The organism is Burkholderia sp. A2 (assembly GCF_001729305.1).
In the GTDB taxonomy this organism is placed as follows: Bacteria; Pseudomonadota; Gammaproteobacteria; order Burkholderiales; family Burkholderiaceae; genus Burkholderia; species Burkholderia sola.
Genome location: NZ_LZXX01000057.1, coordinates 118,333 through 144,843, shown reverse-complemented (window position 1 = coordinate 144,843; position 26,511 = coordinate 118,333). Strand labels below are relative to the sequence as shown.

Here is a 26,511-nt window from a genome sequence, read left to right as displayed (position 1 = left end):
CGCCAATTGGACGAGTCCGAACATTCCCTATCAGGAAACACCATTGTGGATTCGTCTGCGTGAATTCCTGATGTAAGCCGTTTACCCGACGCCACGCTCGACACCAGGAGACCACCCGATGCTGCCCGCCGCCGACTGCTACGACCAGCTCCTCTCCCGCTTCCAGTGGGACATTCCGGCACGCTACAACATCGGGGTGGACGTGTGCGACAAATGGGCAGACGGCAGCGGACGCCTCGCGCTGATCCACGAAACGACGCAAGGCGACGTTTTCCGCGTCACGTTCGACGACCTGAGGAATGCTTCTAACCGGCTCGCGAACAGCTTTGCGCGTGCCGGCCTGCGGCGCGGCGACCGGATCGCCATCTTTCTCGCGCAAGGCCCGGAAACGGCGATCGCACACCTCGCCGCGTACAAGTTCGGCGCGATCGCGGTACCGCTCTTCACGCTGTTCGGCGTGGATGCGCTCGAGTACCGGCTCGCGAACAGCGAGGCCGCCGCGCTCGTCACCGACGCGGCCGGCTACGCGAAGATCGCGCCGCTGCGCGCGAAACTGCCGGCGCTGCATACCGTCTACTGCATCGGCGACGATGCGCCCGATGCGCCGGGCGTGCTGCGCTACGACCCGGCGCTCGCCGCCGAAGCGCCGGATTTCGTGCCAGTGGATACGGCCGCCGACGATCCCGCCGTGATCATCTATACGTCCGGCACGACCGGCAAGCCGAAAGGCGCGCTGCACGCGCATCGCGTGCTGCTCGGCCACCTGCCGGGCGTCGAGATGTCGCAGCAGTGCTTCCCGCGCGGCGCACGTCTGTTCTGGACGCCGGCCGACTGGGCATGGATCGGCGGGCTGCTCGACGTGCTGCTGCCGTCATGGCATCACGGCGTGCCGGTGCTCGCGCGCCGCTTCGAGAAATTCGACGGCGACGCGGCGTTCGCGCTGATGGCGCGGCACGGCGTCACCCATGCGTTCCTGCTGCCCACCGCGCTGAAGCTGATGCGCGCCGTCGCGGCGCCGCGCGAACGCTACGCGCTGTCGCTGAAATCGGTCGCGAGCGGCGGCGAATCGCTTGGCACCGAACTGACGGCGTGGGGCCGCGACGCGCTCGGCGTGACGATCAACGAGTTCTACGGGCAGACCGAGTGCAACATGGTGCTGTCGTCGTGCGCGGCGCTGTTCGACGCAAAGCCCGGCGCGATCGGCAAGGCGGTGCCCGGTCATGCGGTCGCGATCGTCGATGCGAACGGTGCGCCGCTGCCGCCCGGCGCCGAAGGCCGCATCGCGGTGCGCCGCCCCGACCCGGTGATGTTTCTCGAATACTGGCGCAATCCCGGCGCGACGCACGACAAGTTCGCGGGCGACTACCTGCTCACCGGCGATACGGGCACGATCGACGCGGACGGTTTCGTGCGCTTCGTTGGCCGCGACGACGACGTGATCACGAGCGCCGGTTACCGGATCGGCCCGGGCCCGATCGAGGACTGCCTGCTCACGCATCCGGCGGTGCGAATGGCGGCCGTCGTCGGCGTGCCTGATGCGACGCGCACCGAGATCGTCAAGGCGTTCGTCGTGCTGAACCCCGGCCACGTCGGCGACGACGCCCTCGTCGGCGCGCTGCAGGCGCACGTGCGCACGCGGCTCGCCGCGCACGAGTATCCGCGCGCGATCGCGTTCGTCGACAGCCTGCCGATGACCGCGACCGGCAAGATCGTGCGCCGCGCGCTGCGCGACGCGTGAGCGGCCCGCCCGCGGCTCGGCCCGCCCGGCCGGATGGTTTATAGTGGCGCCACGCAGTCTTTCCAAGAAACCGATGTCCTCTGATCAACACGCCACCGCGGGCGCGTCGCACAGCCCGCTCTACGCCAAACTCCTCGGCGAGACCGCCAAGATCGACTGGTGCGATCTCGAACGCTTCTTCGCGCAGGGCAAGCTGCTGTCGATCGCACGCGACCTCGATCTCGTCAGCGTCGCGGAAGCCGTTGCCAGCGACGACGCCGAACAGGTCACACGCTGGCTGTCGTCCGGCCTCGTCGCGCGCATGCCGGCCGAGACCGCCGCCGACTACGCGGCGCGCAATCCGGAGCTGTGGGCGGTCGTCGTCTCGCCGTGGGTCTGCGTGCAGGAACGCGCCTGACGCGTCCGCCATGTCCGACTCCGCCTCACCGCACGGGGCCGGCTGCGCTTCGGCCGTCGTCACGCATCGGCGCGTCCTCGCGCTCGCGTTCCCGATCGTCGTCGCGAACCTGACCCAGCCGATCCTCGGCGCCGTCGACACGGCCGTCGCCGGCCATCTCGACGGCGCGCAATATCTCGGCGGCGTCGCGCTCGGCGGGCTGTTCTTCAATTTCGTGTTCTGGGGCTTCGGCTTCCTGCGGATGGGGACGACCGGTCTCGTCGCGCAGGCGCATGGCGCAGGCGACGCCGCCGGGATCCGCCTGAACCTGCTGCGTGCGCTGATCGTCGCGTTCGCGCTCGGCGCTGCAGTGCTGGCGCTGCAGGTGCCGCTGCTGTCGTTCGCGCTGTCCGCGCTCGGCGGCAGCGATGCCGTGCGCGCAACCGCCCTCGCATACGGCCACGCACGGATCTGGAGCGCACCGTTCGCGCTCGCGAACTACGTGGTGCTCGGCTACCTGCTCGGCATGCAGCGCGTGCGGCTCGCGCTCGTCGCGCAGGTGTTCATCAACGCGGTGAACATCGCCGCCGTGCTGCTCTACGTGTACGGCTTCGGCTGGGGCATCGCGGGTATCGGCGCGGCGACCGCCACCGCGGACGCCTGCGGCTTCGCGCTCGGCACGTGGCTGCTGTGGCGGTTGCGGCCGCGCGGCCTTGCACCGCTCGCGGTACGCGCGCTGGCCGACCGCGTCGCGCTCAAGCGGCTGATCGCGCTCAATCGCGACATCTTCCTGCGCACGCTGTGCCTGCTCGGCGCGTTCGGGTGGTTCGCGCATCTCGGCGCGAAACAGGGCGACGCGACGCTCGCCGCGAATGCGCTGCTGCTGAATTTCCAGACCTTCATGGCGTACGGCCTCGACGGCTTCGCGCATGCGGCCGAGGCGCTCGTCGGTGCGGCGGCCGGCGCGCGCGATCGCCGCGCATTCCGGCAAGCCGTGCGCGTCACGCTGTTCTGGTCGGCACTCGGCGCACTGCTGTTCGCGCTCGTTTACTGGGCGGCGGGGAGCTGGATCGTCGCGCGCCTGACCGACCAGGCCGAAATCCGCGCGGTCGCGCTGCGCTACCTGCCGTGGGCCGCGATCTCGCCGATCGTGTCGGTCTGGGGCTTCCTGCTCGACGGCGTGTTCATCGGCGCGACGCAGACGCAATCGCTGATGCGCGCGATGGTCGTGTCGTTGTCGATCTTCATCGCGGCCACGCTCGCCGCCGTCGGCACGTTCGGCAACCACGGCCTCTGGTTTGCGCTACTGCTGTTCATGGCCGCGCGCGGCGCGACGCTCGCGCGCTACCTGCCGGCGCTGTTGCGGCGCATTGGCGCCGACCCGCAGGCCGCGTCCGCGGCCCGCGCGTGACGGCGGGCGCGGCCGGGCGTTACTGCACCGGCTTCGGCGACGGCACGTCGAGCATCGACGGCGGCGTCATGTCGGTCGGCACACCGTGATAGTCGGCGGGATCTTCCGGCGGGTGGCCGCGGCGCGCCTGGCGAGGATCGCTGCTGCAGGCGGCAAGGAGGGATGCGGCCAGCACGGCCAGCATGAAACGGGTCATCAGGTAGAGCTCCGGAAAACGGCGCGCCCATCGCACGCCGGGACCGCGCCGAGTCTAGCGGAAATCCGGTTTCGGGGTTGCGCCGAACATGTCCTACTATGTACGCATGGCGCTGTGCCGTTGAAAGGAGGCTGCCATGTCGTCTGAAGAAATTGCGGGCCTGATCGGCCTGTTCATCGGTCTGATGGTGCTCGTCGCGCTGTCGTACTTCGAGTCGCGCGAATACAAGCGCAGCCACGAAGGCGAAGGGATGATCCACCACTGGATGGCGGAACACCACTTGCTCGACTGGCGGCGCAAGCACTGAGCGCGTCGCTGCCGTCCGGCCCTTCCCCAGGGCCGCGCGAACGTACCACCCCGCGGTACGGTAATCGTTGCGTGGCTGAAATTATCGGGGCCCGATGCGCGCACATGGACCGGATACACGAACGCCGTCGCGCAGCACTTGCCACGCGACGGCGTTCGCTTGTGTGCGCTGCGCCTCACGGGCGCGACGCGGTTCAGACGGCTTAGCCCAGGAAGTGGCGGGCGTAGCGTGCGTTGATGTCCGACAGGCGGAACAGCGTCAGGAAATCCGCGCAGTTGAAGTCGGGATCCCAGGCCGGTGCGCCGCAAATCTTCGCGCCGAGACGCAGGTAACCCTTGATCAGCGGCGGCGGCGCGACGACGGTGCCCGTCTGCAGTTCGTCGACCGGCAGGGCCGTGTGCGGAAACGCGCGGTACTCGGGCGCCGTCAGCGAGCCTGCCGACAGCGACTGGTACAGGTTCGCCGCGTAGTGGCCGCCGTCGGCCATCGACACGCTCGCGCAACCCAGCATCGTTTCGTAGCCGTTCTGCATCATGTACGCGCCCAGACCGCCCCACAGCGCCATGATGACGGCGCCGCTGCGGTAGTCGCTGTGCACGCACGAGCGGCCGACCTCGACCATCTTGCCGCGCAGGTGCGTGAGGCGCGACAGGTCGAATTCGCCTTCGGCGTACAGTCGGCCGACCCGCGCCGCCTGGTGCGGCGGCAGCACGCGGTACGTGCCGACGACTTTCAGCGTGTCGAGATCGCGGACCAGCAGGTGGTCGCAATACGCGTCGAACGGATCGACGTCGAGACCGGCGGGGCCGCTGACCTGCGCGCCCATCTCTTCGGCGAACACGCTGTAGCGCAGGCGCTGGGCTTCGCGCAATTCGTCTTCCGTGCGCGCCCACGCGGCGCGCAGGCGATACTCCGATGTGACGGTTTCACTGGCGCGCGGCAGGTGGCGCCGCGACATGTCGAGGGGCAGCGAGGCAAAAGGGAGCGTAGGCGTCGGCAGTTCTCGCATTAGGCTTTCCTGGTCGTAAGGAATAGGACGACATGCCCGCCAATGTAGTAACCGGCCGTGACCGTTATGTGGCACGACCGTGTCTTTTCAATGACGTGTCGCCGAATTGACTTTAGCAGAAAGCTTGCGAAACCGTACGATCAATCCCTTCAAACCCATTCCGGCGGGCTTTACACCAGTTCGGGCGTCAAAACCGCCCGCAGCACCGCCTGCCGGCTACCGTCGCGCGTGCGGCTCGCGAGCCACACGATTCCGCCCTTCTTGACGCTCCAGCTGTCGTCGTCGCCGGCGATCAATTGCGCGGCGACGCTGCCGAGCGTCGGCTGATGGCCGACGATCACGACCGTCGGCGCGATGCCTTCCGGCCAGCCGGCCGCCGCCAGCACGTCGTCGACGCTGCCGCCCGGCGCGAGTGCGTCCACCGTCCGGTACTGGTCGGTCAGCGCCTCGACGGTCTGCACGGTGCGCGCCGCCGGGCTCGCGAGGATCACGGTATTCGTCTCGAGCCGGCCGCGCAGCCATTTGGCCATCGCCTGCGCGTCCTTGCGGCCGCGCACGGTCAGCTGGCGCGCGAGATCGCTCGGCGCGTAATCTTCGGCTTCGGCGTGGCGCCACAGGATCAGGTTCATCATGATGTTCTCCTTGCTTCGGCGAGCGGCCGCGCGCATGCGTGCGGGCCGGCCGATCATCACGGGAATTGTCGCAAATCGCGGCCGGTTCGCGGTCGCGGCATTTACCCGCATATCGTGATTGACCGGATCGGTCATTCGACGTTATTATCTTTGGCTCGTCGGAGCGTAGCGCAGCCTGGTAGCGCATCTGATTTGGGATCAGAGGGTCGAAGGTTCGAATCCTTTCGCTCCGACCAAAGGAATCAAGGGGTTACATGCCAAAAGCGTGTAACCCCTTTTTCTTTATTCGGTCCATGTAACGCCATCCCGCATCGGTCCATCCATATCGATTCCTCTCTGCCTCGCCCTTTCGCCCCTACAGTCGAGGGGTGTTCATGTATGGGGCCAGATGCAATAGTCGCTAACAGAGCATGCTCCGCGGCCGAGACGAGATCCCCGTGGGCTGCTCAGCGCCGAAATCCACTCTCGGCGAGGCGCAAGCCCTGAACATCCACACCGATGGTTTGCATAGCGGCGCGCCGAACGCTCTGGCGAAGCTGCGCAATGTCAGCCTGGTTTCCTTGACGCTGCATTTCGGTGTCGGCAGCCACGGCCAGCGCGGCCAGATAGGCGAACGTCTCGGCCCGGCGCTGCTTGTCGGCATCCGACATCCCGCTGATCTTGCTGTCGCGGGCAAGCGCGGCACGCATTTTTGCGCGCAGGGTCGCGATACCTTCCGGCTTCGGCCTGGCGTGCGTCGCATTCACAACTTCCCAAGTGACCACCATATAGCCGACAAGCACATCGGCCAGGTTGTTGCGCTCCAATGCATAGCTCCCCAGCATGCGGTCGAACTGCGCGAGTGGAGCGGATTGGGCGAGATACCGTTCGGCCTCTGCCCGCCGGGACGGATCGCGGCGCGCCAGAAAATCGACTATTGACACGTAGACTTCACGATGAACCGTCTCATCCGGACGAAACCGCAGTTTCTGCTGCGCGGCCGCATCCGGACCCGGAGGCTGCGCAGCGCCCCGCCCGACGATCTGCGAGCCAATGTTCAAGCCGCCGATGATGTTGTTGTTCGACGTCATGCCCATACCAAGCCCGATGCTGGCACCGGCATCGTACTGAGCCTGAGCGTTGGGGACATGCCAATATGTACCAACGAGCGCCGCCGCAATCAGTCTGCGTAATCCTGTGCATGTGCCGCCTCCCCGGAGGCGGCCTTACTGCACCGGCCTGGGAAGACTGCAACCCGAATAGAAAACGCGACAGTTCCTGTCGTTCGCGTTGCAGACTTTCATGGCCTTGGCTGTGGCCTCGTCGATCGAAGCCCCGTAGTTCGAGTTGTGCGTGTTTTCTCCAACAGACATGACCGCGCAGCCATTCGCGTAGGAGAGGTCAACCTCGCACTGCGTACCACCTTGCGCCTTGCATTGCGAAAGCGCGGCGCGCTCAGCCTGTCGCTGGCTGTCCAGATCGGTGGATGTGCCGAGCGCGCCCACCTTGCCGTCGGTGGAGATTGCTCCCCAGCGGGAGATCCAACTAATCTGGCGTTGCGGTGGAGAGGCTTCTTGTTCTTGGCCGCCCGTATCCGGGCCGCAGGAACTCGCGCTATAGGGGATCCAACCCGGCGGACACGCGACTTGTGCATCGCCGATGGATGCAGTGCCCAGAAGAGTCGCGAGCAAGGCAAAAGTTCGGAAGGTACGCATAGTCGATGAAGTCGACCCCGCTATTGGATGCGTTGAGGAAGACTGCAGGCGGAGTAGTAAACGCGGCAATTGGAATCTCCTGCGGCGCGGCACATCTCCAATCCCTTCTGCGCGGCATCGTCGTCCGTGATACCGCCATTCATGTTCATCGCGCGATCGCCGACCACCATCGCCACACAGCCGTTTCCATAGGAAATCTGCAGTGTGCAGTCAGTGCCGCCCTTGAGGCGGCAATCCCTCAGAGCAGCCACTTCGGCCAGCGCCCTGTCGGGTTGGTCTTTCGAGGCTCCGAGGATGCCTTTAGGCGTGTCTGTCGCAAGCGCCTGCCAGCTGGAAGCCCACCGGACGGAGGGCACCGCGCTCTGGCCAGGGTATTGCTGTTGCGCGTTCGGATCCGCGCCGCACACGCTTTGGTCCTGCGCCGTGCCATACGGAACCATCCCCGGAGGACAGGCAGTCTGCGCTTGGGCGATAGAGCCGCAAGCCAGCGCACTCAGCAGGGCAGGCAAAAATACGAAGCGCGTTCGGTGCATCGATGGTCTCCGCTGGATCACCCGTTATTCGATTTCATCTTCACGGCAATTATTCGATGTCGGCGGTATCGCACACAACGGAGTTGATCGCGAAAAAGACTCGCCGCGGCTTGGCCTTATCGATGCCCATTTCCGTCGGAAAACGGCTGATGAAGACGCGCTCGCCGGATTAAGCGCGCAGCGTGCAGGGAATATAGACTAATCGGTCTACCTTGGCCAGAATATTGATCGCTGGATGCGGACATGCTGGCTAGACGCAACGCCTGATTTGTTTCCATTTCTTGGTATTCGCCACCGCCGGCATGAGTTACCGGTTTCCCCAACGATTGGAAACCATGCGTATCCGTGTGGCATTGGCAGCACACAGATAGGACAGTTCAGCGTCGAAGCCAGGTGCACCCACATCCGCTGGCGGGCATGCGCGAGACCAATCGAAGTGTGGGCCGAGCGCGCCGGCACGGAGTGAACACCGTAGCCCCTTTTTCAGTTTGCGGGCGCTTTTTACCGACCACTTGAATCGCTCCGGGGCCCGCAGCGGCACGGCCCGGGCACCGATCCCCCCGCGTCACCCGCCAAGCCCGCGCACGGAACTTGCTGGAACACGCGATAATACGTGTGAACAACCCGCATCCGCGCATGAAAAACAACATTCTCGAAACTGCTCTGTGTGCGTTGCTGCTCGTGCTCGCCACCGCCGGCGACGCGTCGGCGAAAGCGCTCGACGACGCGCTCGATTGCCATTCGACCGGCCACAAGTTCGTCGCGCCGCTGCTCGCGGCCGGCGACATCCAGTCGGAGCCGATGCACGTCGAATCGAATTCGGTCAATGCGTTCCGCACGAACCGCTCGCTGACGGCGTACGGCTTCGGCGTCTATGTCGTGCTCGGCTACCAGGCGAACGACCCGATCTTCCGTCCGGGCGACGGCAAGCCGATCGGTGACTGGGCTTACGGCGTCGTCGTGCGCGGCACGAAGAGCGCCGTCGAGGAAGCCGTGCGCAAGGCCGGCAGCGACGCGACCGTCAAGCAGGCGTTCCCGTTCCTGACCGCGATCGTCTGCTCGTCGGATTGAGCAGACCATCACCGCCCGCGTTGCGAGGCCCGTGATTGTACGGGGCGACGCCTGAAAGGTGCCGCCCAAAGGCATATCTCCCCGGAGCCCGAAGCACCTTCCGGCGCCCGCTATCGCCCTGTCACGCGCCGGTATAAACCACGCGATAAGGGATACCGACCTTCTCCCACTCCGCCGCCTCCTGGCTGAGGCTGTAGTCGGTCAACGGGTTCTGCTCGACCCATGCGCTCGGCAGACGCACCTCGTACCCGCCCTTCTTCATCTGCGAAACGGAAATCTCGGGCAGCCCCGCATCGGTCCGGCGCCGGCACAGCAGCGCCGCGAGCCGCAGGCAGAACAGCAGCGGCCACTCGACCTCGCGCGCCTGCGACAGCTTGCCGAGCTTGCCCGCATGGCCGAGCACGAGCGCGGCGAGCCGCGCCTGGTCGGTACGCGAGAAACCCGGCATGTCCGCGTTGCTCGCGATATAGGCCGAATGCTTGTGATACGCGCTGTGCGAGATCGACAGGCCGATCTCGTGCAACGCGGCCGCCCAGCCGAGGAACATCCGTCCTTCCTCGCGCGCTTCCTCGTCGTCTTCCTCGAGCTCGTCGTAGAAACGCACCGCGAGCGCACCGATCCGCTCCGCCTGCGCACGATCCACGCCGTAGCGGCGCGTGAACCCCTCGACGGTCACCGCGCGCATGTCCTCGTGCTGCGTCCGGCCGAGCAGGTCGTACAGCACGCCGAGGCGCAGCGCGCCGTCGGTCGTATCGACGTAGTCGACCCCCAGCTCCTCGAACACCGCCAGCATGATCGCGAGGCCGCCCGCGAGCACGGGCACGCGGTCCGGCTTCAGCGCGATCAGCTTCAGCCGGTTGACGTTCTCCGCCTTGATCAGCGCACGCTTCAGGCGCTCGAGGCCGCCGCGCGAAATGCCGTGCGTGATGCCCGGATCGTTGAAGCCGTTCGCCTCGACGAGCTCCGCGAGCGCGCGCGCGGTGCCGGACGAACCGATCGCCTGGTCCCAGCCGGCCTTCTTGTATTCGCTCGAAATGATCTGGATCTCGCGCTTGGCCGCGAGCTCGGCCTGCCGCATCGTGTATTCGTCGACGTTGCCGGCCGGGAAGAAGGCGCGGCTATGGCTCACGCAGCCGATATAAAGGCTCTCCATCACGATCGGCGTGTAGTGCGAGCCGATGATGAATTCGGTCGAGCCACCGCCGATGTCGACGACGAGCCGCTTGCCGGCGCTCGCCGGCACCGAGTGCGCGGCGCCCGCATAGATGAGGCGCGCCTCTTCGCGGCCCGCGATCACTTCGATCGGGAACCCGAGCGCGGCCTCGGCCTCGCCGAGAAATTCGGCGGCATTCTTCGCGACGCGCAGCGTGTTGGTCGCCACCGCACGCACATGATCGGGATGGAAATCGCGCAGGCGCTCGCCGAACCGCTTGAGCGCCTCCCAGCCACGCTCCTGCGACGCGCGATCGAGCATCTTGTCGCTCGACAGCCCCGCGGCCAGCCGAACCGGCTCGCGCAGCGCGTCGACGGGATAGATCTGGCTGCCCGCCGGCGTTTCCTCGACGCGCCCGACGATCAGCCGGAAGCTGTTCGAGCCGAGATCCACGGCAGCCAGCAAGTGGGGAGTTGTAACCATCAGAAGGGGCTCCGTGCGCGTTCTTCCGCGGCGGCCGTTCCGGCACCCGCGGGCGATCAATCAAAGGCGACATTTTAAGCGTGGAACGCTTGCCGTTGCCACGCTTCACGGGCATGCACACTGCTCCGTTCCATATAGCCAAAACATTTATGCGACGAAAGGGTTCGGGCGTAGAATTTCCCGATATAAAACCATGATTGTCATCAGCACGTCATCGTACCGTGAGAGTTTCCGAGCGTCCTTTCGAATCATCGCCTGAATTACCCCCTACTCTGCCGATGTCCGTCCGTTACCCGCTTCTCAATCGTGAACTCGGCATCCTCGGTTTCAACGAGCGCGTGCTGGCCCAGGCGGCCGATCCGCAAGTCCCGTTGCTCGAGCGCCTGCGCTTCATCTGCATTACCAGCAGCAACCTCGACGAATTCTTCGAAGTCCGGATGGCCGGCCTGCAGGAGCAGATCCGCGACAACCCCGGCGCGCTGACGCCCGACGGCATGTCGTTGCAGCATGCTTACGATCTCGTCGTCGAACGCGCGCAGCGGCTCGTGCATCGACAGTACACGATGCTGCACGAAACCGTGCTGCCGGCGCTCGAACAGGAGGGCATCTACTTCCACGCGAGCGACACGTGGAACGACGAGCAGCTCGAATGGGCGCGACGCTACTTCCTCGACGAACTGCTGCCCGTGCTGACGCCGATCGGCCTCGATCCGGCCCACCCGTTCCCGCGCGTGCTGAACAAGAGCCTGAACTTCGTCGTCGAGCTCGAAGGCCGCGACGCATTCGGCCGCCAGGCCGTGATGGGCATCGTGCAGGCGCCGCGCGCACTGCCGCGCGTCGTGCGCATGCCGCATGCGCTGTCGGGTTTCGAGCACGGCTTCGTGCTGCTGAGCTCGTTCATGCAGCGCTTCGTCGGCGAACTCTTTCCGCAACTCGTCGTGAAAAGCTGCAACCAGTTCCGCATCACGCGCAACAGCGAGCTGTTCGTCGACGAAGACGAAATCACGAACCTGCGTGTCGCGTTGCAGGGCGAACTGCCCGCGCGCCACCTCGGCAACGCGGTACGCCTCGAGGTGTCGGCCGACACGCCGCTGCACATCGTGCGACGCCTGCTCGAGGAAAGCGAACTCGGCGACAAGGACTGCTATCGCGTGGCCGGGTCCGTGAACCTCGTGCGCCTGATGCAGATTCCCGATCTCGTCGATCGCCCCGACCTGAAGTTCGCGCCGTTCACCGCATCGACGCCGGCCGTCATCGCCAACGCGCCGACGATGTTCGACGCGATCGACGCCGGCGACATCCTGCTGCATCATCCGTACGAGAGCTTCCAGCCCGTGCTCGAACTGCTGCAGCAGGCCGCGAAAGATCCGAGCGTCGTCGCGATCAAGCAGACGATCTACCGCACCGGCACCGACTCGCCGCTGATGGACGCGCTGATGGAAGCCGCGCGCAACGGCAAGGAAGTGACCGTCGTCGTCGAGCTGCTCGCGCGCTTCGACGAGGAAACCAACATCAACTGGGCGTCGCAGCTCGAAGCCGTCGGCGCGCATGTCGTGTACGGCGTGGTCGGCCACAAGTGCCACGCGAAGATGATGCTGATCGTGCGGCGCGTCGTGCAGGCCGGCAAGGCGTCGCTGCGCCGCTACGTGCACCTCGGCACCGGCAACTACCATCCGCGCACGGCGCGCCTCTACACCGACTTCGGGCTGATGACGGCCGACCAGAAGATCTGCGAGGACGTCCATCACGTGTTCCAGCAACTGACCGGGATCGGCGGCGAACTGACGTTGCACGAGCTGTGGCAGTCGCCGTTCACGCTGCATCCGCGCATCATCGATTCGATCCGCGCGGAGATCGACAATGCGCAGGCCGGCAAGCGCGCGCGCATCGTCGCGAAAATGAACGCGCTGCTGGAGCCGTCGGTGATCGCCGCGCTGTACGAAGCGTCGCAGGCCGGCGTCAAGGTCGACCTGATCGTGCGCGGCGTCTGCGCGCTGAAGCCCGGCGTGCCCGGCCTGTCGGAAAACATCACGGTGCGCTCGATCGTCGGCCGCTTCCTCGAACACCACCGCATCTACTACTTCCACGCGGGCGGCGCCGAGGACGTCTATCTGTCGAGCGCCGACTGGATGGACCGCAACCTGTTCCGCCGCGTTGAAGTCGCGTTCCCGATCCGCGAGCGCAAGCTCAAGCGGCGCGTGATCGCCGAAGGGCTGTCGGTGTGCCTCGGCGACAACCAGTCGGCATGGCAGATGCACAGCGACGGCCACTATCGCCGCCGCCGCACCGGCAAGACGATCCGCAACGCGCAGTTGGGGCTGCTCGCGAAGTTCTGCTCGTGAGCCTTCGGCGCGATACGCGCCGCTTCGCCATGAAAAAAGCAGCCCGCGGGCTGCTTTTTTTGACTGTCAAACCGCTACGCGATCATGCTTCGTAAGCGGCCGGCCGGATCGCGATGACCCGCGAGCCCGGGAACCGTGCGGTGAACGTACTGCCGCGCCCTTCCTCGCTCTGCACGTACAGATGCGCGTCGTGCCGCTGCAGCACGTGCTTGACGATCGCGAGCCCGAGGCCCGTGCCGCCGGTGTCGCGCGAACGGCTGCGATCGACACGGTAGAAGCGCTCGGTGAGCCGCGGCAGGTCGGCGGCCGGAATCCCGAAGCCGCTGTCCGTGACGGAGAACACGCCCTGCGCGCCCTCGCGCCGCCACGACACGACGATCTTGCCGCCGTCCGGCGTATAGCGGATCGCATTCGTGACGAGATTCGCGAACGCGCTGAACAACTCCGTCTGCGCGCCCGTGACGCCGAGCGTCTCGTCGATCGAGAACGCGATGTCGTGATGCCCGTTCGACAGCGTGTGCGCATCTTCCTTCAGATGGTCGAACACCGCACGCATGTCGATCGCGTGATCGACCGGCGGCTTGCTCTCGCCTTCCAGCTTCGCGAGCACCAGCAGGTCGGTCACGATGTGCCGCATCCGCGACGCCTGCTGCTCCATCATGTCGAGATAGCGCGCGCGGTCTTCCTCGTTCAGCGGCAGTTCGCGCATCGTCTCGAGGAAGCCCGACAGCACGGTGAGCGGCGTCTTCAGCTCGTGCGACACGTTCGCGACGAAGTCGCGCCGCATCGCGTCGGTACGCTCGAGCTCGGTGATGTCCTGCGTGAGCAGCAGCTTGCGGTTCTCGCCGTACGGAAACACCTGCACGGCCAGCACGTTCTGCCGCGAGTCGCCCATGCCGCGCATCAACAGCGTCTCGTCGTAATGCTGCGCATTCAGGTAGCGGACGAAATCGGGATGGCGCACCAGGTTCGTGATGTGCTGACGCAGGTCGCGCTTCGCGTCGAGGCCGAAATGGACTTCGGCGATCGCGTTGCACCACTCGATCTGGTCGTGATCGTCGAGCATCGCGACGCCGTTCGGCGAAGCCTGGATCGCCTGGATGAAGCGCGAATGCTGCTGCTCGACCTGCCGCACCTGCGCATGCCACTGCTTCGCGAGCTTGTGCAGCCGATAGTAGATCTCGCCCCAGATGCCCGGCGCGCTCGGCACTTCGCCGTAGACCGGCGCATCGAGCAGGCGCCACAGACGCTGCGTGTGGAAGGTGCTGAAAAAGCCCTGCGCGACCAGCATCACGACCACGAACACGAGGCCCGCGGTCGGGCCGGCGAAGACGCCGACCAACACGCCGATCAGCACGAGCAGCACGAGCGACACCAGGAAGCGCGCCCAGATGATGTTCATGATTCAGCGTCCGAAAGAAGGAACGGCATGCCGCGGCACGCGGCGTGCCCGAATACGTTACGCGTGCTTGGCGAGGCGGTAGCCGCTGCCGCGCACGGTTTCGATCATCGCATCGCAGCCGGCCGGTTTCAAGGCCGCGCGCAATCGTTTGATGTGCACGTCGACGGTGCGCTCCTCGACGAACACGTGGTCGCCCCACACCTGGTCGAGCAACTGCGTGCGGCTGTGCACGCGCTCCGGATGGGTCATGAAGAAATGCAGCAGCCGGAACTCGGTCGGGCCGAGATCGAGCTTGATCTCGCTGCCGTCCCCGTGCGCGGCGACGCGATGCGTGGCCGGGTCGAGGCGCAGCCCGTTGATCGACACGACGTCCTCGGTCAGCTGCGGCGCGCGGCGGCGCAGCACGGCCTTGATGCGCGCCATCAGTTCCTTCGGCGAGAACGGCTTCGTCACGTAGTCGTCCGCGCCGATTTCGAGGCCGAGCACCTTGTCCTGCTCGTCGCCGCGGGCGGTGAGCATGATGATCGGAATGTGCTTGGTCCGTTCGTTGTTACGCAGGTCGCGCGCGAACGCGATACCGGACTTGCCCGGCAGCATCCAGTCGAGCAGCACGAGATCGGGCAGCACGTCGCTGATCAGGTTCTGTGCCTGTTCGGCGTTGTACGCGCGGATCGGGCAGTGACCGGCGTGCTGGAGATTCACCGAGATCAATTCGGAAATCGCGGGCTCATCTTCAACGACGAGAATGTTGCTGGGCATCGGCACCTCTGTTCTTCCTATGGAGTCGATTAACTGTTGGCTTCGCGATCGAGCGTGTCGCGCGGCTGGTGCCGCACGTCGGTGCCCTTCACGATGTAGATGATGAATTCGGCGATGTTCTTCGCGTGGTCGCCGATCCGTTCTATCGCCTTCGCGATGAACAGGTAGTCGAGGCCGACCGAGATCGTGCGCGGATCTTCCTGCATGTACGACACGAGCTTGCGCACGAACGCGCGGAATTCCATGTCGATTTCCTTGTCGTCCTTGACGATCTGCGCGGCAGCCACCGTGTCGAGGCGCGCGAACGCGTCGAGCGCGCGGCGCAGGATCGTCACGGCCATCTCGCCCGACACCTTGATCTCGGCGATGTTGACCGCACGTGCGGCCGGCTCGTCGACCAGGCGGCGCACGCGCTTGGCGATCTTCTCGGCCTCGTCGCCGGCGCGCTCGAGGTTCGTAATCGTTTTCGAAATCGACATCAAAAGACGCAGGTCGCGCGCGGCAGGCTGCCTCCGCGCGATGATGTTGCCGCATTCCTGGTCGATGTCCACTTCCATCGCGTTCAGCGTTTCCTCGGCCGCGATCACCTTCTCGGCCGTATCGCGATCGAACTCGTTCAGCGCGCGCATCGCGCCGACGATCTGCGACTCCACGAGTCCGCCCATTTCCAGCACTTTCGACGACACGGCATTCAGGTCCGCGTCGAACTGGCTCGACAGATGTTTATCCGACATGGCTGTTGTTCTCCGTCATCAGCCGAAGCGGCCGGTGATGTAGTCTTCCGTTTCCTTGCGCACCGGCTTGATGAAGATCTTTTCGGTGTCGCCGAACTCGATCAGCTCGCCTAGGTACATGTAGGCCGTGTAATCCGAGCAGCGTGCGGCCTGCTGCATGTTGTGCGTGACGATCACGACCGTGTAGTCGCTCTTCAGCTCCGCGATCAGCTCCTCGATGCGGCCCGTCGAGATCGGGTCGAGCGCCGAGCACGGTTCGTCCAGCAGCAGCACTTCCGGACGGATCGCGATGCCGCGCGCGATGCACAGACGCTGCTGCTGGCCGCCCGACAGCCCGTAGCCGCTCTGGCCCAGCTTGTCCTTCACTTCGTTCCACAGCGCGGCCTTCGTGAGCGCCCACTCGACGCGATCGTCCATTTCCGAGCGCGTGAGTTTTTCGAACATCTTCACGCCGAACGCGATGTTGTCGTAGATCGACATCGGGAACGGGGTCGGCTTCTGGAACACCATGCCGATTCGCGCGCGCAGCAGCGAGATGTCGCGCTTCGTCGTCAGCAGGTTCTCGCCGTCCATCAGGATTTCGCCTTCGGCGCGCTGCTCCGGATAGAGCGCGAACATCTTGTTGAACGTGCGCAGCAGCGTCGACTTGCCGCAGCCCGACGGGCCGATGAACGCCGTCACCTTCCCTTCGGGAATGCGCAGGTTGATGTTCTTCAGCGCGTGGAACTTGTTGTAGAAGAAGTTGAGGTTGTTGACCTCGATCTTCGCGTTCAGCGGCGCGAGCGGACGGCCGTGCGCCGCGTCTTGCGTGCCGGCGGGCGCAGCGGTGCGCTCGACGGGATTCAGGTGGCTTTCTGCCATATTCATCGGATTGCTCCGCCGTTACTTTTTCGAGAAGATCGAGCGCGCCAGGACGTTCAGTCCGAGCACCCCGAGCGTAATCAGGAACACGCCCGCCCACGCGAGCGACTGCCATTCCGCGAACGGGCTCATCGCGAACTTGTAGATCGTGACCGGCAGGTTCGCCATCGGCTGGCTCATGTCGACCGAGAAAAACTGGTTCGACAGCGCGGTGAACAGCAGCGGCGCCGTTTCGCCGGCGATCCGCGCGACCGCGAGCAGCACGCCCGTCACGATCCCGCCGACCGACGCGCGCAGCGTGATCTTCAGCACCATGCGCCACTTCGGGGTGCCGAGCGCGACGGCCGCTTCGCGCAGCGCGTTCGGCACCAGCTTCAGCATGTTCTCGGTCGTGCGGATCACGATCGGGATCTGCAGCAGCGCCAGCGCGATCACGCCGGCCCAACCGGAGAAGCGCCCCGACTTCGCGACGACGATCGCGTACACGAACAGGCCGATGACGATCGACGGCGCGGACAGCAGGATGTCGTTGATGAAGCGGATCGTGCTCGCCAGCAGGTTCTTCTGCCCGTATTCGGCGAGATAGACGCCCGCGAGGATGCCGATCGGCGTGCCGACCAGCGTGCCGAAGCCGCACAGCAGCAGGCTGCCGACGATCGCGTTCGCGAGACCGCCGCCTTCCGTGTTCGGCGCCGGCGTCGATTCGGTGAACAGTTGCAGCGACAGGCCGCCGACGCCGAGATGCACCGTCGTGTAGAGAATCCACACGAGCCACAGCAGGCCAAAGGCCATCGCGCCGAGCGACGCGGTGAGCGCGATCGCGTTGACGGCCTTGCGCTTGCGCTGCAGGCGGTTGCGCATCGCGTCGAGCGCGGCGCCGTCCGGCCCCGGGAAATTCATGATGGGCTCGCTCATTTCTTGCCCTCTCCCTTCTCGAGACGAAGCAGCAGCAGTTTGGAGATGGACAGCACGATGAACGTGATCACGAACAGGATCAGGCCGAGCTCCATCAGCGCGGACGTATGCAGGCCCGGCTGCGCTTCCGCGAATTCGTTCGCGAGCGCCGACGTGATGCTGTTGCCCGGCGCGAACAGCGACACGCTGTCGAGCAGGTTGGTGTTGCCGATCACGAAGGTCACGGCCATCGTTTCGCCGAGCGCGCGGCCGAGGCCGAGCATCACGCCGCCGATCACGCCGGTCTTCGTATAGGGCAGCACGACCTTCCACATCACTTCCCAGGTCGTGCAGCCGATGCCGTATGCCGATTCCTTCAGCAGCACCGGCGTCACCTCGAACACGTCGCGCATCACCGACGCGATGTACGGGATGATCATGATCGCGAGGATCACGCCGGCCGCGAGAATGCCGATGCCGATCGGCGCGCCGGACGTCAGCGGGCCGAGCACCCACACGTCCTTGAGCAGCCGGCCGATGGGTTTCTGGAAGTATTCGGCGAAGATCGGCGCGAACACAAGCAGCCCCCACATGCCGTACACGATCGACGGAATCGCGGCGAGCAGCTCGATCGCGATGCCGAGCGGACGGCGCAGCCACACGGGCGCCAATTCGGTGAGGAACAGTGCGATGCCGAAGCTGACCGGCACCGCGATGACGAGTGCGATCAGCGACGTCACGATCGTGCCGTAGATCGGCACGAGTGCGCCGTAGATGTCCGAGTTCGGATCCCACTCGGATTGCCACAGGAAGCCGATGCCGAACTTCTGGATGGTCGGCATCGACGCGATGATCAGGGAAACGATGATCCCGCCGAGCAGCAGCAGGGTCACGATCGCGGCGAGCCGCGCAAGGCCGCCGAACAGGACATCCCCGAGACGGCTCGGCGCGCGCTGCTGTGCACTGTCGGCCGATCGGGAGGACGGGTATGAAATATCAGACATGGGTGCCTGCTTTTGATCGCCGGACGCCGTAACGCCCGGCTTTACCGCACACACTGCCCGACCGGCACGGCCGGGCAGCGAACCGCTGGATGGCTTACTCGGCGGCGACCGGCTTGCCCGAAGCGTCCGTCACCTTCGTCTTCCACTGCTTGCGGATTTCCGTCTCGACCGTCGCCGGCAGCGAGATGTAGTCGAGGCTGTCGGCAGCCTTCTCGCCGTTCTTGAACGCCCAGCTGAAGAACTTCAGCGTTTCCGCGCCCTGCTCCGGCTTGTCCTGCTTTGCGTGCAGCAACACGAACGTCGCGCCGACGACCGGCCACGCTTCCTTGCCCGGCTGGTTCGTCAGGATCTGGTAGAACGACTTCGACCAGTTCGCGCCTGCCGCTGCGGCCTTGAACGTTTCCGTCTTCGGCTCGACCACCGTGCCCGTCGAGTTCTTCAGCGCAGTGTAGGTCATGTTGTTCTTCTTCGCGTACGCCCACTCGACGTAGCCGATCGCGCCCGGCAGGCGCTGCACGAAGGCCGCGACGCCGTCGTTGCCCTTGCCGCCCGTGCCCGTCGGCCAGTTGACCGTCGTGCCTTCGCCGATCTTCGACTTCCACTCGTCGTTGACCTTCGACAGGTAGTTCGTCCAGATGAAGCTCGTGCCCGAGCCGTCGGCGCGGCGGACCACGGCGATGTCCGTATCCGGCAGCTTGACCTTCGGGTTCAGCGCGACGATCGCCGGGTCGTTCCACTTCTTGATCTTGCCGAGGTAGATGTCGCCGAGCACCGGGCCCGACAGCGTCAGTTCGCCGGCCTTCACGCCCGGCACGTTGACGACCGGCACCACGCCGCCGACCACCGTCGGGAACTGGAACAGGCCTTCCTTCGCGAGATCCTCATCCTTCAGCGGAGCGTCCGAACCGGCAAAATCGACCGTCTTCGCGATGATCTGCTTCAGGCCGCCCGACGAGCCGATGCCCTGGTAGTTGACCTTCGAACCGCCGGACTGCTGGTAGTCGGCAGCCCATTTCGTATAGATCGGCATCGCGAACGTGCTGCCTGCGCCCGTGATGTCGGCAGCGTGGGCGGCGACGGCGAAAAGCGCGCCAGCCAGGCCGGCAATCGCGGTTTGCATCAATTTCATGAGACCTCCAGTGTGTGAGCGGATGACTACGGCACCGCGAAGGTTAGGGGCTGCTCATGACGGTAATGTGACAATCGATGAAACTGGCGTGACAGTAACATGACTGGTTGAAAGGGAATATCGGGTGGCGCGGGAGCGCCGCCGGCGGCAAGAATTGCCTGGCTCGAACGGAGAGGATGAACGCCGGGTTTCGGCAGCGTGCGGGCGCATCGTAGCGCAGCGTCGGACGGACGGGAAGCCCGGTCCGGCCGGAGGTCCGATTCCGGGGTCGGATGCCGATTCGATTGGAAGGATGCGTTTGCCGAAGCTTGCTTCTATTAGGTAACGCAAACCTTTGCGTCCGACAAAACGACGGCGCCCGAGGGCGCCGCACGCACATTCGTCGGAAGCCGGCGCACGGGCGGCCGAACCGCCGCGCGCGCCGGCACGGATCAGGCCGTCGCCGCGCGCACCGCGTCGGCGATCGTCTCCGCATGGCGCACCGCATCGGCCGCCTGCTGCGCTTCGACCATCACGCGCAACACGGGCTCCGTGCCGGATGCGCGGATCAGCACGCGGCCGCTGCCGGCAAGCGCGGCTTCGGCGGCGTCGATCGCGGCGCGAATCGACGCGCTGCCCTTCCAGTCGGCGCCGGGCTTCATCCGCACGTTGATCAGCTTCTGCGGGAACAGCGTGACGCCATCGAGCACCTGCGCGAGCGTGCGGCCGCTGCGCTTGAGCGCGGCCAGCACGAGCAGCGCCGACACGATGCCGTCGCCGGTCGAGTGCCGGTCGAGCGACAGAATGTGACCCGACCCTTCCGCTCCGAGCTGCCAGCCGTGCTCGCGCAATTGCTCGAGCACGTAGCGATCGCCGACCGCCGCACGGACGAACTTCACACCCTCGCGTTGCAGCGCGACTTCGACGGCGAGGTTCGTCATCAGCGTGCCGACCGCGCCTTCGACCTTGCCGTCGGTCGCGATCCGGTCCTTCACGAGCACGTAGAGCAGCTCGTCGCCGTTGTACAGGCGGCCGGTCGCGTCCACGACCTGCAGACGATCGGCGTCGCCGTCGAGCGCGATGCCGAGATCGGCATGGTTCGCCCGCACCGCGCGCACCAGCGCGTCCGGCGCGGTCGCGCCGACGCCGTCGTTGATGTTGAAGCCGTTCGGCGCGACGCCGATCGGAATGACGTCCGCGCCGAGCTCGTGGAACACGTGCGGCGCGATCTGGTACGCGGCGCCGTGCGCGCAATCGATCACGAGCTTCAGCCCGCGCAGGTCGAACGCGGCCGGGAACGTGCTCTTGCAGAACTCGATGTAGCGGCCGGCCGCGTCGTCGAGGCGGCGCGCCTTGCCGAGGCCGTCCGACGGCGCGCATTCGAGCGGCTTGTCGAGCCACGCTTCGATCGCGGCCTCGGTGTCGTCGGGCAGCTTGTTGCCGTCAGCCGAGAAAAACTTGATCCCGTTGTCGTGATACGGGTTGTGCGACGCGCTGATCACGACACCGGCCGACAGGCGCAGCGCACGCGTCAGATACGCGACGCCGGGCGTCGGCATCGGGCCGGCCAGCATCACGTCGACGCCGGCCGCCGAGAATCCGGCCTCGAGCGCGGCTTCGAGCATGTAGCCCGACACGCGCGTGTCCTTGCCGATCAGCACGGTCGGACGCGAGCCTGCCGCGACGTCGGCCGAGCCGGCCAGCACCTTGCCGGCCGCATAGCCAAGGCGCAATACGAAGTCCGGCGTGATGGGCGCCTCGCCCACCGTGCCGCGAATGCCGTCCGTGCCGAAATATCGACGTCCCATGGGGTCCTTCCTCCTTCGTCTTTCGTCTTTCGTCTTTCTGACTTGCTTATCGTTGCCGCGCGGCTGCGCGCACGGCATTCCATACTTTCAGCGCATCGACCGTCGCCGCGACGTCGTGCACGCGCACGATCGCGGCGCCGCGCTCGACCGCGCACAACGCGGCCGCCACGCTCGCCGCGACGCGCTCCAGCGGCGGCTTGCCGCCGATCACCGCGCCGAGCATCGACTTGCGCGACATGCCCGCGAGAATCGGGTAAGCGCACCCGTCGGGCCGCGCGGGCGCCGTGTCCGGCAACGCGGCCAGCAGCGCATAGTTGTCGTCGACGACCGCCTTGCCGAACCCGAAGCCGGGATCGACGCAGATCCGCTCCGCCGCCACCCCCGCGTCGCGCAGCGCCTGCGCGCGCGCGGCGAGGAAATCGCGCACGTCGGTCACGACGTCGCCGTAGTCGGGCTCGCCGACCTGCATCGTCTGCGGCTCGCCGAGCATGTGCATCGCGCACAGGCCGCTATTGCCGTCGCGCACCGCGTCGATCGCGCCCGGCTGGCGGAACCCCCAGATGTCGTTGATCAGGTCCGCACCGGCGGCCAGCGCCGCGCGCATCACGGCGGGCTTGTAGGTATCGATCGACAGCGGCACGTTCAGCGGCCGCAGCGCCTCGACGAGCGGAATCACGCGCGCGAGTTCCTCGTCGAGCGGCACCGGCGGCGCGCCGGGGCGCGTCGATTCGCCGCCGATGTCGATGAGGTCCGCGCCGTCGGCAATCATCCGCTCGGCCTGGCGCAGCGCATCGTCGCGCGCGAGGAAGCGGCCGCCGTCGGAGAACGAATCGGGCGTGGCGTTGAGGATGCCCATCACGAGCGGGCGTTCGAACGTCAGTTCGAAGCGGCCGCACCGGAGCGGCGCGGGAATGAATGGGGACACTGCGGAATCGGACACGAGCAACGGGCGTGGATGAATGCAAAACGGGCCGGTGTGAAGCCACACCAGCCCGTGAACGGTGCTAAAGCGGAGATTATGCCGCCGGCGTAGCCGGCGCCGGCGCGCTGCCGGGCTTGACCTCGGCGCTGCCGCCGCCCGACGAATCGCCGCCGACGGCCGGCGAGCTCTTCGGCGAGCGCGGCGGACGGCCTTCCATGATGTCGTTGATCTGATCGGCGTCGATCGTCTCCCACTCCATCAGCGCGGCCGTCATCGCCTCGACCTTGTCGCGGTTCTCCTCGAGCAGGCGACGCGCGAGGTTGTACTGATCGTCCAGCACGCGGCGGATTTCCGAGTCGACCTTCTGCTGCGTCGCTTCCGAGATCGTGCGCGTGAAACCGCGGCCGAACGGCGACGCATCGTTCTCGTCGTCGACGTACACCATCGGCCCGAGCGCGTCGGTCATGCCGAACCGCGCAACCATCGCACGCGCCGTCTGCGTGGCCTTGTTGAAGTCGTCCGACGCGCCGGTGCTGACGAGGTTCATGAACAACTCTTCGGCCACCCGGCCACCGAACAGGATCGCGAGGCGGTCCAGCAGGTAATCCTTCGAATACGTCTCGTTGTCATGCTCCGGCAACTGCCACGTGACACCCAGCGCACGACCGCGCGGGATGATCGTGACCTTGTGCACGGGGTCGGCCTTCGGCAGCAGCTTCGCGATCACCGCGTGGCCCGACTCGTGATACGCGGTGGCGCGCTTCGCTTCCTCGCGGATCACCGCCGACTTGCGCTCCGGACCCATGAAGATCTTGTCCTTCGCGTCCTCGAAATCCTGCATCTCGACGATGCGCTTGCCGCGACGGGCGGCGAACAGCGCAGCTTCGTTCACGAGGTTCGCGAGATCGGCGCCCGAGAAGCCCGGCGTACCGCGTGCGATGACCGCCGCGTCGACGTCGTTCGCGATCGGCACCTTGCGCAGGTGCACACGCATGATCTGCTCGCGGCCGCGGATGTCCGGCAGGCCGACATAGACCTGGCGGTCGAAACGGCCTGGACGCAGCAGCGCCTTGTCGAGCACGTCGGAACGGTTGGTCGCCGCGATCACGATCACGCCCGAGTTCGCCTCGAAGCCGTCCATCTCGACGAGCATCTGGTTCAGCGTCTGCTCGCGCTCGTCGTTGCCGCCGCCCATGCCGGCGCCGCGATGACGGCCGACCGCGTCGATTTCGTCGATGAACACGATGCACGGCGCATGCTTCTTCGCCTGCTCGAACATGTCGCGCACACGGGCCGCACCGACGCCGACGAACATTTCGACGAAGTCCGAACCCGAGATGCTGAAGAACGGCACCTTCGCTTCACCCGCGATCGCGCGGGCGAGCAGCGTCTTGCCGGTACCCGGCGGGCCGACCAGCAGCACGCCGCGCGGAATGCGGCCGCCCAGTTTCTGGAATTTCTGCGGATCGCGCAGGAAGTCGACGAGCTCGGACACTTCTTCCTTCGCTTCGTCGCAGCCCGCGACGTCGGAGAAGTTCACCGCGTTGTTGTTCTCGTCGATCAGCCGCGCACGCGATTTCCCGAACGAGAATGCGCCGCCTTTGCCGCCTCCCTGCATCTGCCTCATCATGTAGAACCAGAACACGATGATCAGGATCGTCGGCCCGAGGTAGTACAGCGCGGACATCAGCGCGTTCGGCTCGTCGTCGGCCTTGCCGCTGACCTGCACGCCGTACTTCATCAGATCGCCGACCATCCAGATGTCGCCGGGCGACACGATCTGGTATTTCTGGCCATCAGCCGGAGTGACGGTGAGGTTGCGCCCCTGAACGATGACGTTCTTGACCTTGCCGTTCTTGGCGTCGTCCATGAACTGCGAATAGGACACGCCTTCCTGGACGCGGGGCTTGTCGAACTGCTTGAACACCGTAAACAGCACCAGTGCGATCACCAGCCACACCGCTGCCTTCGAAAACATATTGTTGTTCAAAGCACCACTCCTTCACTCGTAGACGAGCGCCTACATTTTCCTTGCGGCGCCCCTCGGTCATTCTAATCCAGTCCGACCACCCCTGCCATAAGCATTGACAACCGCCGCGATAGCGCTTCGCTTGTCCGGCAAGGGCCGGAGCCCGTTTGCGGCATCGCGCTCCGCATCAGCGCGGATGCTTCAGCTGCCGACCCAAAATGAACGTTTCGGACGATTTGTCGCGGGATGCCTTGGGCTTGCGCGGCGCGACAACCTTAAACTGCTGTTTGAACTTCTCGACGATCTGGCTGTAGCCGCTGCCGTGAAAGCACTTCACGAGCAGCGCACCGTCCGGCTTCAGATGGTTCTGCGCGAATTCGAGCGCCAGATCGCAGAGATGCTCGATGCGCGCCGCGTCCGCCGAGGCCACGCCGGAGAGGTTGGGGGCCATGTCGGAAATAACAAGGTCCACCGCGCGGCCTTCGAGCACTTCTTCGAGCTGGTGGAGGACGTCGTCCTCGCGGAAGTCGCCTTGCAGGAAGTGGACGTCGGCGATCGGCTCCATCGGCAGGATGTCGAGCGCAACGATCGTGCCGTCGATGCCGCCTTCGCGCGCCGCGTCGCGCTTCTTGCCCTGCGCGAGCTTGTTGCGGGCATACTGGCTCCAGCTGCCCGGCGTGGCGCCGAGATCGACGATCACCTGGCCCGGACGGATCAGCTTGTCCTGCTCGTCGATTTCCTTCAGCTTGTACGCGGCGCGCGCGCGATAGCCCTCCCGCTGCGCCATTTTGACGTACGGGTCGTTGATGTGGTCGTGCAGCCAGTGCTGGTTGAAGCGGTTTTTTGCCATTCGAGAGAGAGATTGCTGCCCATTGCTTCGTGAAGCCGCGCTTTTAGCGGATAATACGCGTCTTCTTCGCGCGGCTGCGGCCCCTTTTCAGGCCCAAGCCGCGATTTTACGTGGTTTCGGCGCACGGCTGACGCGGTAACGTCCCGCGATCGCTTTTCAGTCAGCGCGCCCTTATTTAGATTTCGACATTTCCATGCCCGCCCTTTCGCTTTCTCCCGCCGAGCGCTCCGCGCTGCGCTCCCAGGCCCATGCGCTCAAGCCCGTCGTGCTGATCGGCGCCGAAGGGCTGACCGACGCCGTGCTGAAGGAAATCAAGGTGCACCTCGACGCGCACCAGTTGATCAAGATCCGCGTGTTCGGCGATGAACGCGACGAACGCATCGCAATCTATGACGAGATCTGCGACCGCCTGAACGCGGCCCCCATTCAGCATATCGGCAAGCTGCTGGTGATCTGGAGGCCCGAGGCCGTAGCGGCCCCGACCCGCGGCCGTCGTGCCGGCGCGCTGCCGAGCGCGGCCGAAGCCGTCGACGACAAGAAAGGCCGTGCACCGCGCACCGTCAAGGTCGTCAAGGTATCGCCGAACGCGAGCCCCGTACGCCGCCCGAGGCCGGTCAAGGTCACGGTGCGCGGCAACGAACGCGTGACGGCAGGCGGCACCGTGAAGCGCGCGAAAAAGCGTCAGGCCAGCACGAAGCGGCCGTTCCAGGACAAGTAAGGCGCCCGTGCGGCACGGATGCCCGTGCCGCCCTGCCTCGTCGTTGCGCAACGCGCGACGGCGCGGCGCTCAGGCGTCGCGCGCCGGCAGACGCCAGATCAGCATCAGCCCCAGCACGCTCTCGACGAGATAGAACACGCTCGACACGCCGTGCAGCATCCCGAAGCGGCTCGCATACGGCGAATTCGCGATATCGGTGCCCGCCTCCATCGCGGCCACCCGCAGCGCGTTCATGAACGGCTGCAGCGCAAAATACCCGACCAGCACGCACACGACCATCGCCGCGACGATCCAGCGCACGCGGCGATATTCGGTGCTGCCGCGCCGCACCTGCTGATTCGACAACGCGAGCAGCAGCACGCCGCACACGACGCCGAGGATCGCCTCGATGCGGAACAGCTGGGCGGCGACCGAACCGGCCGTCATCCGCTCCAGCGTCTTGAACAGGACGGGTGCGACCGCATACCCGATCGTCAGCAGGCTGCCGACCCACACGGCCGACAGCAGACGGAACACGCGATGCGGCATCACGTCGCC

General features: G+C 65.8%; 26 protein-coding genes and 1 tRNA gene. 8 read left to right on the top strand and 19 right to left on the bottom strand.

All coding sequences use genetic code 11. From position 1 onward, the window contains the following. The first annotated feature begins 118 nt into the window (after positions 1 to 118). The 3 genes from A9Z05_RS04935 to A9Z05_RS04925 all read left to right on the top strand — a co-directional run bounded on the left by A9Z05_RS04935 (position 119) and on the right by A9Z05_RS04925 (position 3,525). Complete coding sequence (locus A9Z05_RS04935) at positions 119 to 1,738, top strand: acyl-CoA synthetase (protein WP_069617122.1); 1,620 nt, start codon at positions 119 to 121, stop codon at positions 1,736 to 1,738. Positions 1,739 to 1,811: 73 nt separating this feature from the next. Continuing rightward, complete coding sequence (locus A9Z05_RS04930; RefSeq protein ID WP_069617121.1) at positions 1,812 to 2,135, top strand: DUF2288 domain-containing protein; 324 nt, start codon at positions 1,812 to 1,814, stop codon at positions 2,133 to 2,135. Between the two features lie 10 nt (positions 2,136 to 2,145). Beyond that, on the top strand, positions 2,146 to 3,525 hold the full coding sequence (locus A9Z05_RS04925) for an MATE family efflux transporter (RefSeq protein WP_069617120.1): 1,380 nt from the start codon (positions 2,146 to 2,148) through the stop codon (positions 3,523 to 3,525). 19 nt (positions 3,526 to 3,544) lie between these two features. Here the strand turns inward: A9Z05_RS04925 and A9Z05_RS36780 are convergent, their stop codons facing one another. Further along, a complete protein-coding gene (locus tag A9Z05_RS36780; protein ID WP_089434830.1) occupies positions 3,545 to 3,721 on the bottom strand; it encodes a hypothetical protein in 177 nt (58 codons plus the stop codon). Between the two features lie 136 nt (positions 3,722 to 3,857). Between A9Z05_RS36780 and A9Z05_RS36775 the strand changes: the two genes are divergently transcribed. Next, positions 3,858 to 4,028: a hypothetical protein gene (locus A9Z05_RS36775; RefSeq protein WP_006476323.1), complete on the top strand. Its 171-nt coding sequence runs from the start codon at positions 3,858 to 3,860 to the stop codon at positions 4,026 to 4,028. 202 nt (positions 4,029 to 4,230) lie between these two features. Here the strand turns inward: A9Z05_RS36775 and A9Z05_RS04920 are convergent, their stop codons facing one another. Together A9Z05_RS04920 and sixA are read right to left on the bottom strand one after the other, a co-directional pair. Further along, positions 4,231 to 5,037: a GNAT family N-acetyltransferase gene (locus A9Z05_RS04920; protein ID WP_069617119.1), complete on the bottom strand. Its 807-nt coding sequence runs from the start codon at positions 5,035 to 5,037 to the stop codon at positions 4,231 to 4,233. Positions 5,038 to 5,207: 170 nt separating this feature from the next. Continuing rightward, on the bottom strand, positions 5,208 to 5,669 hold the full coding sequence (gene sixA / locus A9Z05_RS04915) for a phosphohistidine phosphatase SixA (RefSeq protein WP_069617202.1): 462 nt from the start codon (positions 5,667 to 5,669) through the stop codon (positions 5,208 to 5,210). A gap of 159 nt (positions 5,670 to 5,828) precedes the next feature. On the opposite strand from sixA, the gene A9Z05_RS04910 reads away from it, so the two are divergent. Next, positions 5,829 to 5,905 (top strand) — tRNA-Pro (locus A9Z05_RS04910). Between the two features lie 210 nt (positions 5,906 to 6,115). Here A9Z05_RS04910 and A9Z05_RS35885 read toward each other — a convergent pair. The 3 genes from A9Z05_RS35885 to A9Z05_RS04900 form a co-directional block, all read right to left on the bottom strand. After that, the gene (locus tag A9Z05_RS35885; RefSeq protein ID WP_141723356.1) at positions 6,116 to 6,739 is read right to left on the bottom strand and encodes a DUF6683 family protein; all 624 of its coding nucleotides are present in this window, start codon (positions 6,737 to 6,739) and stop codon (positions 6,116 to 6,118) included. A gap of 135 nt (positions 6,740 to 6,874) precedes the next feature. Beyond that, positions 6,875 to 7,339 (bottom strand): DUF4189 domain-containing protein, encoded by a 465-nt coding sequence (locus A9Z05_RS34090; RefSeq protein ID WP_176730142.1) that lies wholly within the window; start codon positions 7,337 to 7,339, stop codon positions 6,875 to 6,877. 44 nt (positions 7,340 to 7,383) lie between these two features. Further along, entirely contained in the window at positions 7,384 to 7,896 is a 513-nt protein-coding gene (locus A9Z05_RS04900; protein WP_084044114.1) for a DUF4189 domain-containing protein, read from the bottom strand. A gap of 636 nt (positions 7,897 to 8,532) precedes the next feature. Here A9Z05_RS04900 and A9Z05_RS04895 point away from each other — a divergent pair. Further along, positions 8,533 to 8,967: a hypothetical protein gene (locus A9Z05_RS04895; protein WP_069617199.1), complete on the top strand. Its 435-nt coding sequence runs from the start codon at positions 8,533 to 8,535 to the stop codon at positions 8,965 to 8,967. Positions 8,968 to 9,088: 121 nt separating this feature from the next. Here the strand turns inward: A9Z05_RS04895 and ppx are convergent, their stop codons facing one another. Continuing rightward, positions 9,089 to 10,603, bottom strand: a complete 1,515-nt coding sequence (ppx, locus tag A9Z05_RS04890; RefSeq protein WP_069617118.1) for an exopolyphosphatase — start codon at positions 10,601 to 10,603, stop codon at positions 9,089 to 9,091. A 278-nt stretch (positions 10,604 to 10,881) separates the two neighbouring features. Here ppx and ppk1 point away from each other — a divergent pair, with 278 nt between their 5' ends. Further along, on the top strand, positions 10,882 to 12,945 hold the full coding sequence (gene ppk1 / locus A9Z05_RS04885) for a polyphosphate kinase 1 (RefSeq protein WP_069617117.1): 2,064 nt from the start codon (positions 10,882 to 10,884) through the stop codon (positions 12,943 to 12,945). An 82-nt stretch (positions 12,946 to 13,027) separates the two neighbouring features. On the opposite strand, the gene phoR is transcribed toward ppk1, so the two are convergent. The 11 genes from phoR to A9Z05_RS04830 all read right to left on the bottom strand — a co-directional run bounded on the left by phoR (position 13,028) and on the right by A9Z05_RS04830 (position 25,256). Continuing rightward, the gene (phoR, locus tag A9Z05_RS04880) at positions 13,028 to 14,347 is read right to left on the bottom strand and encodes a phosphate regulon sensor histidine kinase PhoR (protein ID WP_069617116.1); all 1,320 of its coding nucleotides are present in this window, start codon (positions 14,345 to 14,347) and stop codon (positions 13,028 to 13,030) included. Between the two features lie 57 nt (positions 14,348 to 14,404). After that, on the bottom strand, positions 14,405 to 15,106 hold the full coding sequence (phoB, locus tag A9Z05_RS04875; RefSeq protein ID WP_006750313.1) for a phosphate regulon transcriptional regulator PhoB: 702 nt from the start codon (positions 15,104 to 15,106) through the stop codon (positions 14,405 to 14,407). Positions 15,107 to 15,135: 29 nt separating this feature from the next. Beyond that, complete coding sequence (gene phoU, locus A9Z05_RS04870) at positions 15,136 to 15,840, bottom strand: phosphate signaling complex protein PhoU (RefSeq protein ID WP_006476334.1); 705 nt, start codon at positions 15,838 to 15,840, stop codon at positions 15,136 to 15,138. An 18-nt stretch (positions 15,841 to 15,858) separates the two neighbouring features. Beyond that, positions 15,859 to 16,707, bottom strand: coding sequence for a phosphate ABC transporter ATP-binding protein PstB (pstB, locus tag A9Z05_RS04865; RefSeq protein WP_050015221.1), 849 nt, complete (start codon positions 16,705 to 16,707; stop codon positions 15,859 to 15,861). A gap of 15 nt (positions 16,708 to 16,722) precedes the next feature. Next, positions 16,723 to 17,616, bottom strand: coding sequence for a phosphate ABC transporter permease PstA (gene pstA, locus A9Z05_RS04860; protein ID WP_069617115.1), 894 nt, complete (start codon positions 17,614 to 17,616; stop codon positions 16,723 to 16,725). Next, on the bottom strand, positions 17,613 to 18,599 hold the full coding sequence (gene pstC / locus A9Z05_RS04855; RefSeq protein WP_069617114.1) for a phosphate ABC transporter permease PstC: 987 nt from the start codon (positions 18,597 to 18,599) through the stop codon (positions 17,613 to 17,615). The genes pstA and pstC overlap by 4 nt, the downstream gene beginning before the upstream one ends. A 94-nt stretch (positions 18,600 to 18,693) precedes the next feature. Next, the gene (pstS, locus tag A9Z05_RS04850; protein ID WP_069617113.1) at positions 18,694 to 19,728 is read right to left on the bottom strand and encodes a phosphate ABC transporter substrate-binding protein PstS; all 1,035 of its coding nucleotides are present in this window, start codon (positions 19,726 to 19,728) and stop codon (positions 18,694 to 18,696) included. A gap of 431 nt (positions 19,729 to 20,159) precedes the next feature. After that, a complete protein-coding gene (glmM, locus tag A9Z05_RS04845) occupies positions 20,160 to 21,515 on the bottom strand; it encodes a phosphoglucosamine mutase (RefSeq protein WP_069617112.1) in 1,356 nt (451 codons plus the stop codon). A gap of 46 nt (positions 21,516 to 21,561) precedes the next feature. After that, a complete protein-coding gene (gene folP, locus A9Z05_RS04840; protein ID WP_069617111.1) occupies positions 21,562 to 22,503 on the bottom strand; it encodes a dihydropteroate synthase in 942 nt (313 codons plus the stop codon). 28 nt (positions 22,504 to 22,531) lie between these two features. Beyond that, positions 22,532 to 24,427 carry an ATP-dependent zinc metalloprotease FtsH gene (gene ftsH / locus A9Z05_RS04835; protein ID WP_050015209.1) on the bottom strand — a complete coding sequence of 632 codons (1,896 nt, stop codon included), beginning with the start codon at positions 24,425 to 24,427 and terminating at the stop codon, positions 22,532 to 22,534. Positions 24,428 to 24,593: 166 nt separating this feature from the next. Beyond that, positions 24,594 to 25,256 (bottom strand): RlmE family RNA methyltransferase, encoded by a 663-nt coding sequence (locus A9Z05_RS04830; protein WP_034206952.1) that lies wholly within the window; start codon positions 25,254 to 25,256, stop codon positions 24,594 to 24,596. A gap of 193 nt (positions 25,257 to 25,449) precedes the next feature. Here A9Z05_RS04830 and A9Z05_RS04825 point away from each other — a divergent pair, with 193 nt between their 5' ends. Beyond that, positions 25,450 to 25,974 (top strand): YhbY family RNA-binding protein, encoded by a 525-nt coding sequence (locus A9Z05_RS04825; RefSeq protein WP_069617110.1) that lies wholly within the window; start codon positions 25,450 to 25,452, stop codon positions 25,972 to 25,974. A 69-nt stretch (positions 25,975 to 26,043) separates the two neighbouring features. On the opposite strand, the gene A9Z05_RS04820 is transcribed toward A9Z05_RS04825, so the two are convergent. Continuing rightward, on the bottom strand, positions 26,044 to 26,502 hold the full coding sequence (locus A9Z05_RS04820) for a DUF4149 domain-containing protein (protein ID WP_069617109.1): 459 nt from the start codon (positions 26,500 to 26,502) through the stop codon (positions 26,044 to 26,046). Between the last annotated feature and the right edge of the window lie 9 nt (positions 26,503 to 26,511).

Bases quoted from the DNA above. Each gene is read 5' to 3' on its own strand.
- A9Z05_RS04900 (WP_084044114.1), bottom strand. From the start codon at position 7,896: ATGCACCGAACGCGCTTCGTATTTTTGCCTGCCCTGCTGAGTGCGCTG.
- pstC (WP_069617114.1), bottom strand. From the start codon at position 18,599: ATGTCTGATATTTCATACCCGTCCTCCCGATCGGCCGACAGTGCACAG.
- glmM (WP_069617112.1), bottom strand. From the start codon at position 21,515: ATGGGACGTCGATATTTCGGCACGGACGGCATTCGCGGCACGGTGGGC.
- pstS (WP_069617113.1), bottom strand. From the start codon at position 19,728: ATGAAATTGATGCAAACCGCGATTGCCGGCCTGGCTGGCGCGCTTTTC.
- A9Z05_RS04825 (WP_069617110.1), top strand. From the start codon at position 25,450: ATGCCCGCCCTTTCGCTTTCTCCCGCCGAGCGCTCCGCGCTGCGCTCC.
- phoR (WP_069617116.1), bottom strand. From the start codon at position 14,347: ATGAACATCATCTGGGCGCGCTTCCTGGTGTCGCTCGTGCTGCTCGTG.
- A9Z05_RS04920 (WP_069617119.1), bottom strand. From the start codon at position 5,037: ATGCGAGAACTGCCGACGCCTACGCTCCCTTTTGCCTCGCTGCCCCTC.
- sixA (WP_069617202.1), bottom strand. From the start codon at position 5,669: ATGATGAACCTGATCCTGTGGCGCCACGCCGAAGCCGAAGATTACGCG.
- phoU (WP_006476334.1), bottom strand. From the start codon at position 15,840: ATGTCGGATAAACATCTGTCGAGCCAGTTCGACGCGGACCTGAATGCC.
- A9Z05_RS04930 (WP_069617121.1), top strand. From the start codon at position 1,812: ATGTCCTCTGATCAACACGCCACCGCGGGCGCGTCGCACAGCCCGCTC.
- ppx (WP_069617118.1), bottom strand. From the start codon at position 10,603: ATGGTTACAACTCCCCACTTGCTGGCTGCCGTGGATCTCGGCTCGAAC.
- A9Z05_RS04830 (WP_034206952.1), bottom strand. From the start codon at position 25,256: ATGGCAAAAAACCGCTTCAACCAGCACTGGCTGCACGACCACATCAAC.
- pstA (WP_069617115.1), bottom strand. From the start codon at position 17,616: ATGAGCGAGCCCATCATGAATTTCCCGGGGCCGGACGGCGCCGCGCTC.
- ppk1 (WP_069617117.1), top strand. From the start codon at position 10,882: ATGTCCGTCCGTTACCCGCTTCTCAATCGTGAACTCGGCATCCTCGGT.
- A9Z05_RS36780 (WP_089434830.1), bottom strand. From the start codon at position 3,721: ATGACCCGTTTCATGCTGGCCGTGCTGGCCGCATCCCTCCTTGCCGCC.
- pstB (WP_050015221.1), bottom strand. From the start codon at position 16,707: ATGAATATGGCAGAAAGCCACCTGAATCCCGTCGAGCGCACCGCTGCG.
- phoB (WP_006750313.1), bottom strand. From the start codon at position 15,106: ATGCCCAGCAACATTCTCGTCGTTGAAGATGAGCCCGCGATTTCCGAA.
- A9Z05_RS04820 (WP_069617109.1), bottom strand. From the start codon at position 26,502: ATGCCGCATCGCGTGTTCCGTCTGCTGTCGGCCGTGTGGGTCGGCAGC.
- A9Z05_RS04935 (WP_069617122.1), top strand. From the start codon at position 119: ATGCTGCCCGCCGCCGACTGCTACGACCAGCTCCTCTCCCGCTTCCAG.
- A9Z05_RS35885 (WP_141723356.1), bottom strand. From the start codon at position 6,739: ATGACGTCGAACAACAACATCATCGGCGGCTTGAACATTGGCTCGCAG.
- A9Z05_RS04895 (WP_069617199.1), top strand. From the start codon at position 8,533: ATGAAAAACAACATTCTCGAAACTGCTCTGTGTGCGTTGCTGCTCGTG.
- A9Z05_RS36775 (WP_006476323.1), top strand. From the start codon at position 3,858: ATGTCGTCTGAAGAAATTGCGGGCCTGATCGGCCTGTTCATCGGTCTG.
- A9Z05_RS04925 (WP_069617120.1), top strand. From the start codon at position 2,146: ATGTCCGACTCCGCCTCACCGCACGGGGCCGGCTGCGCTTCGGCCGTC.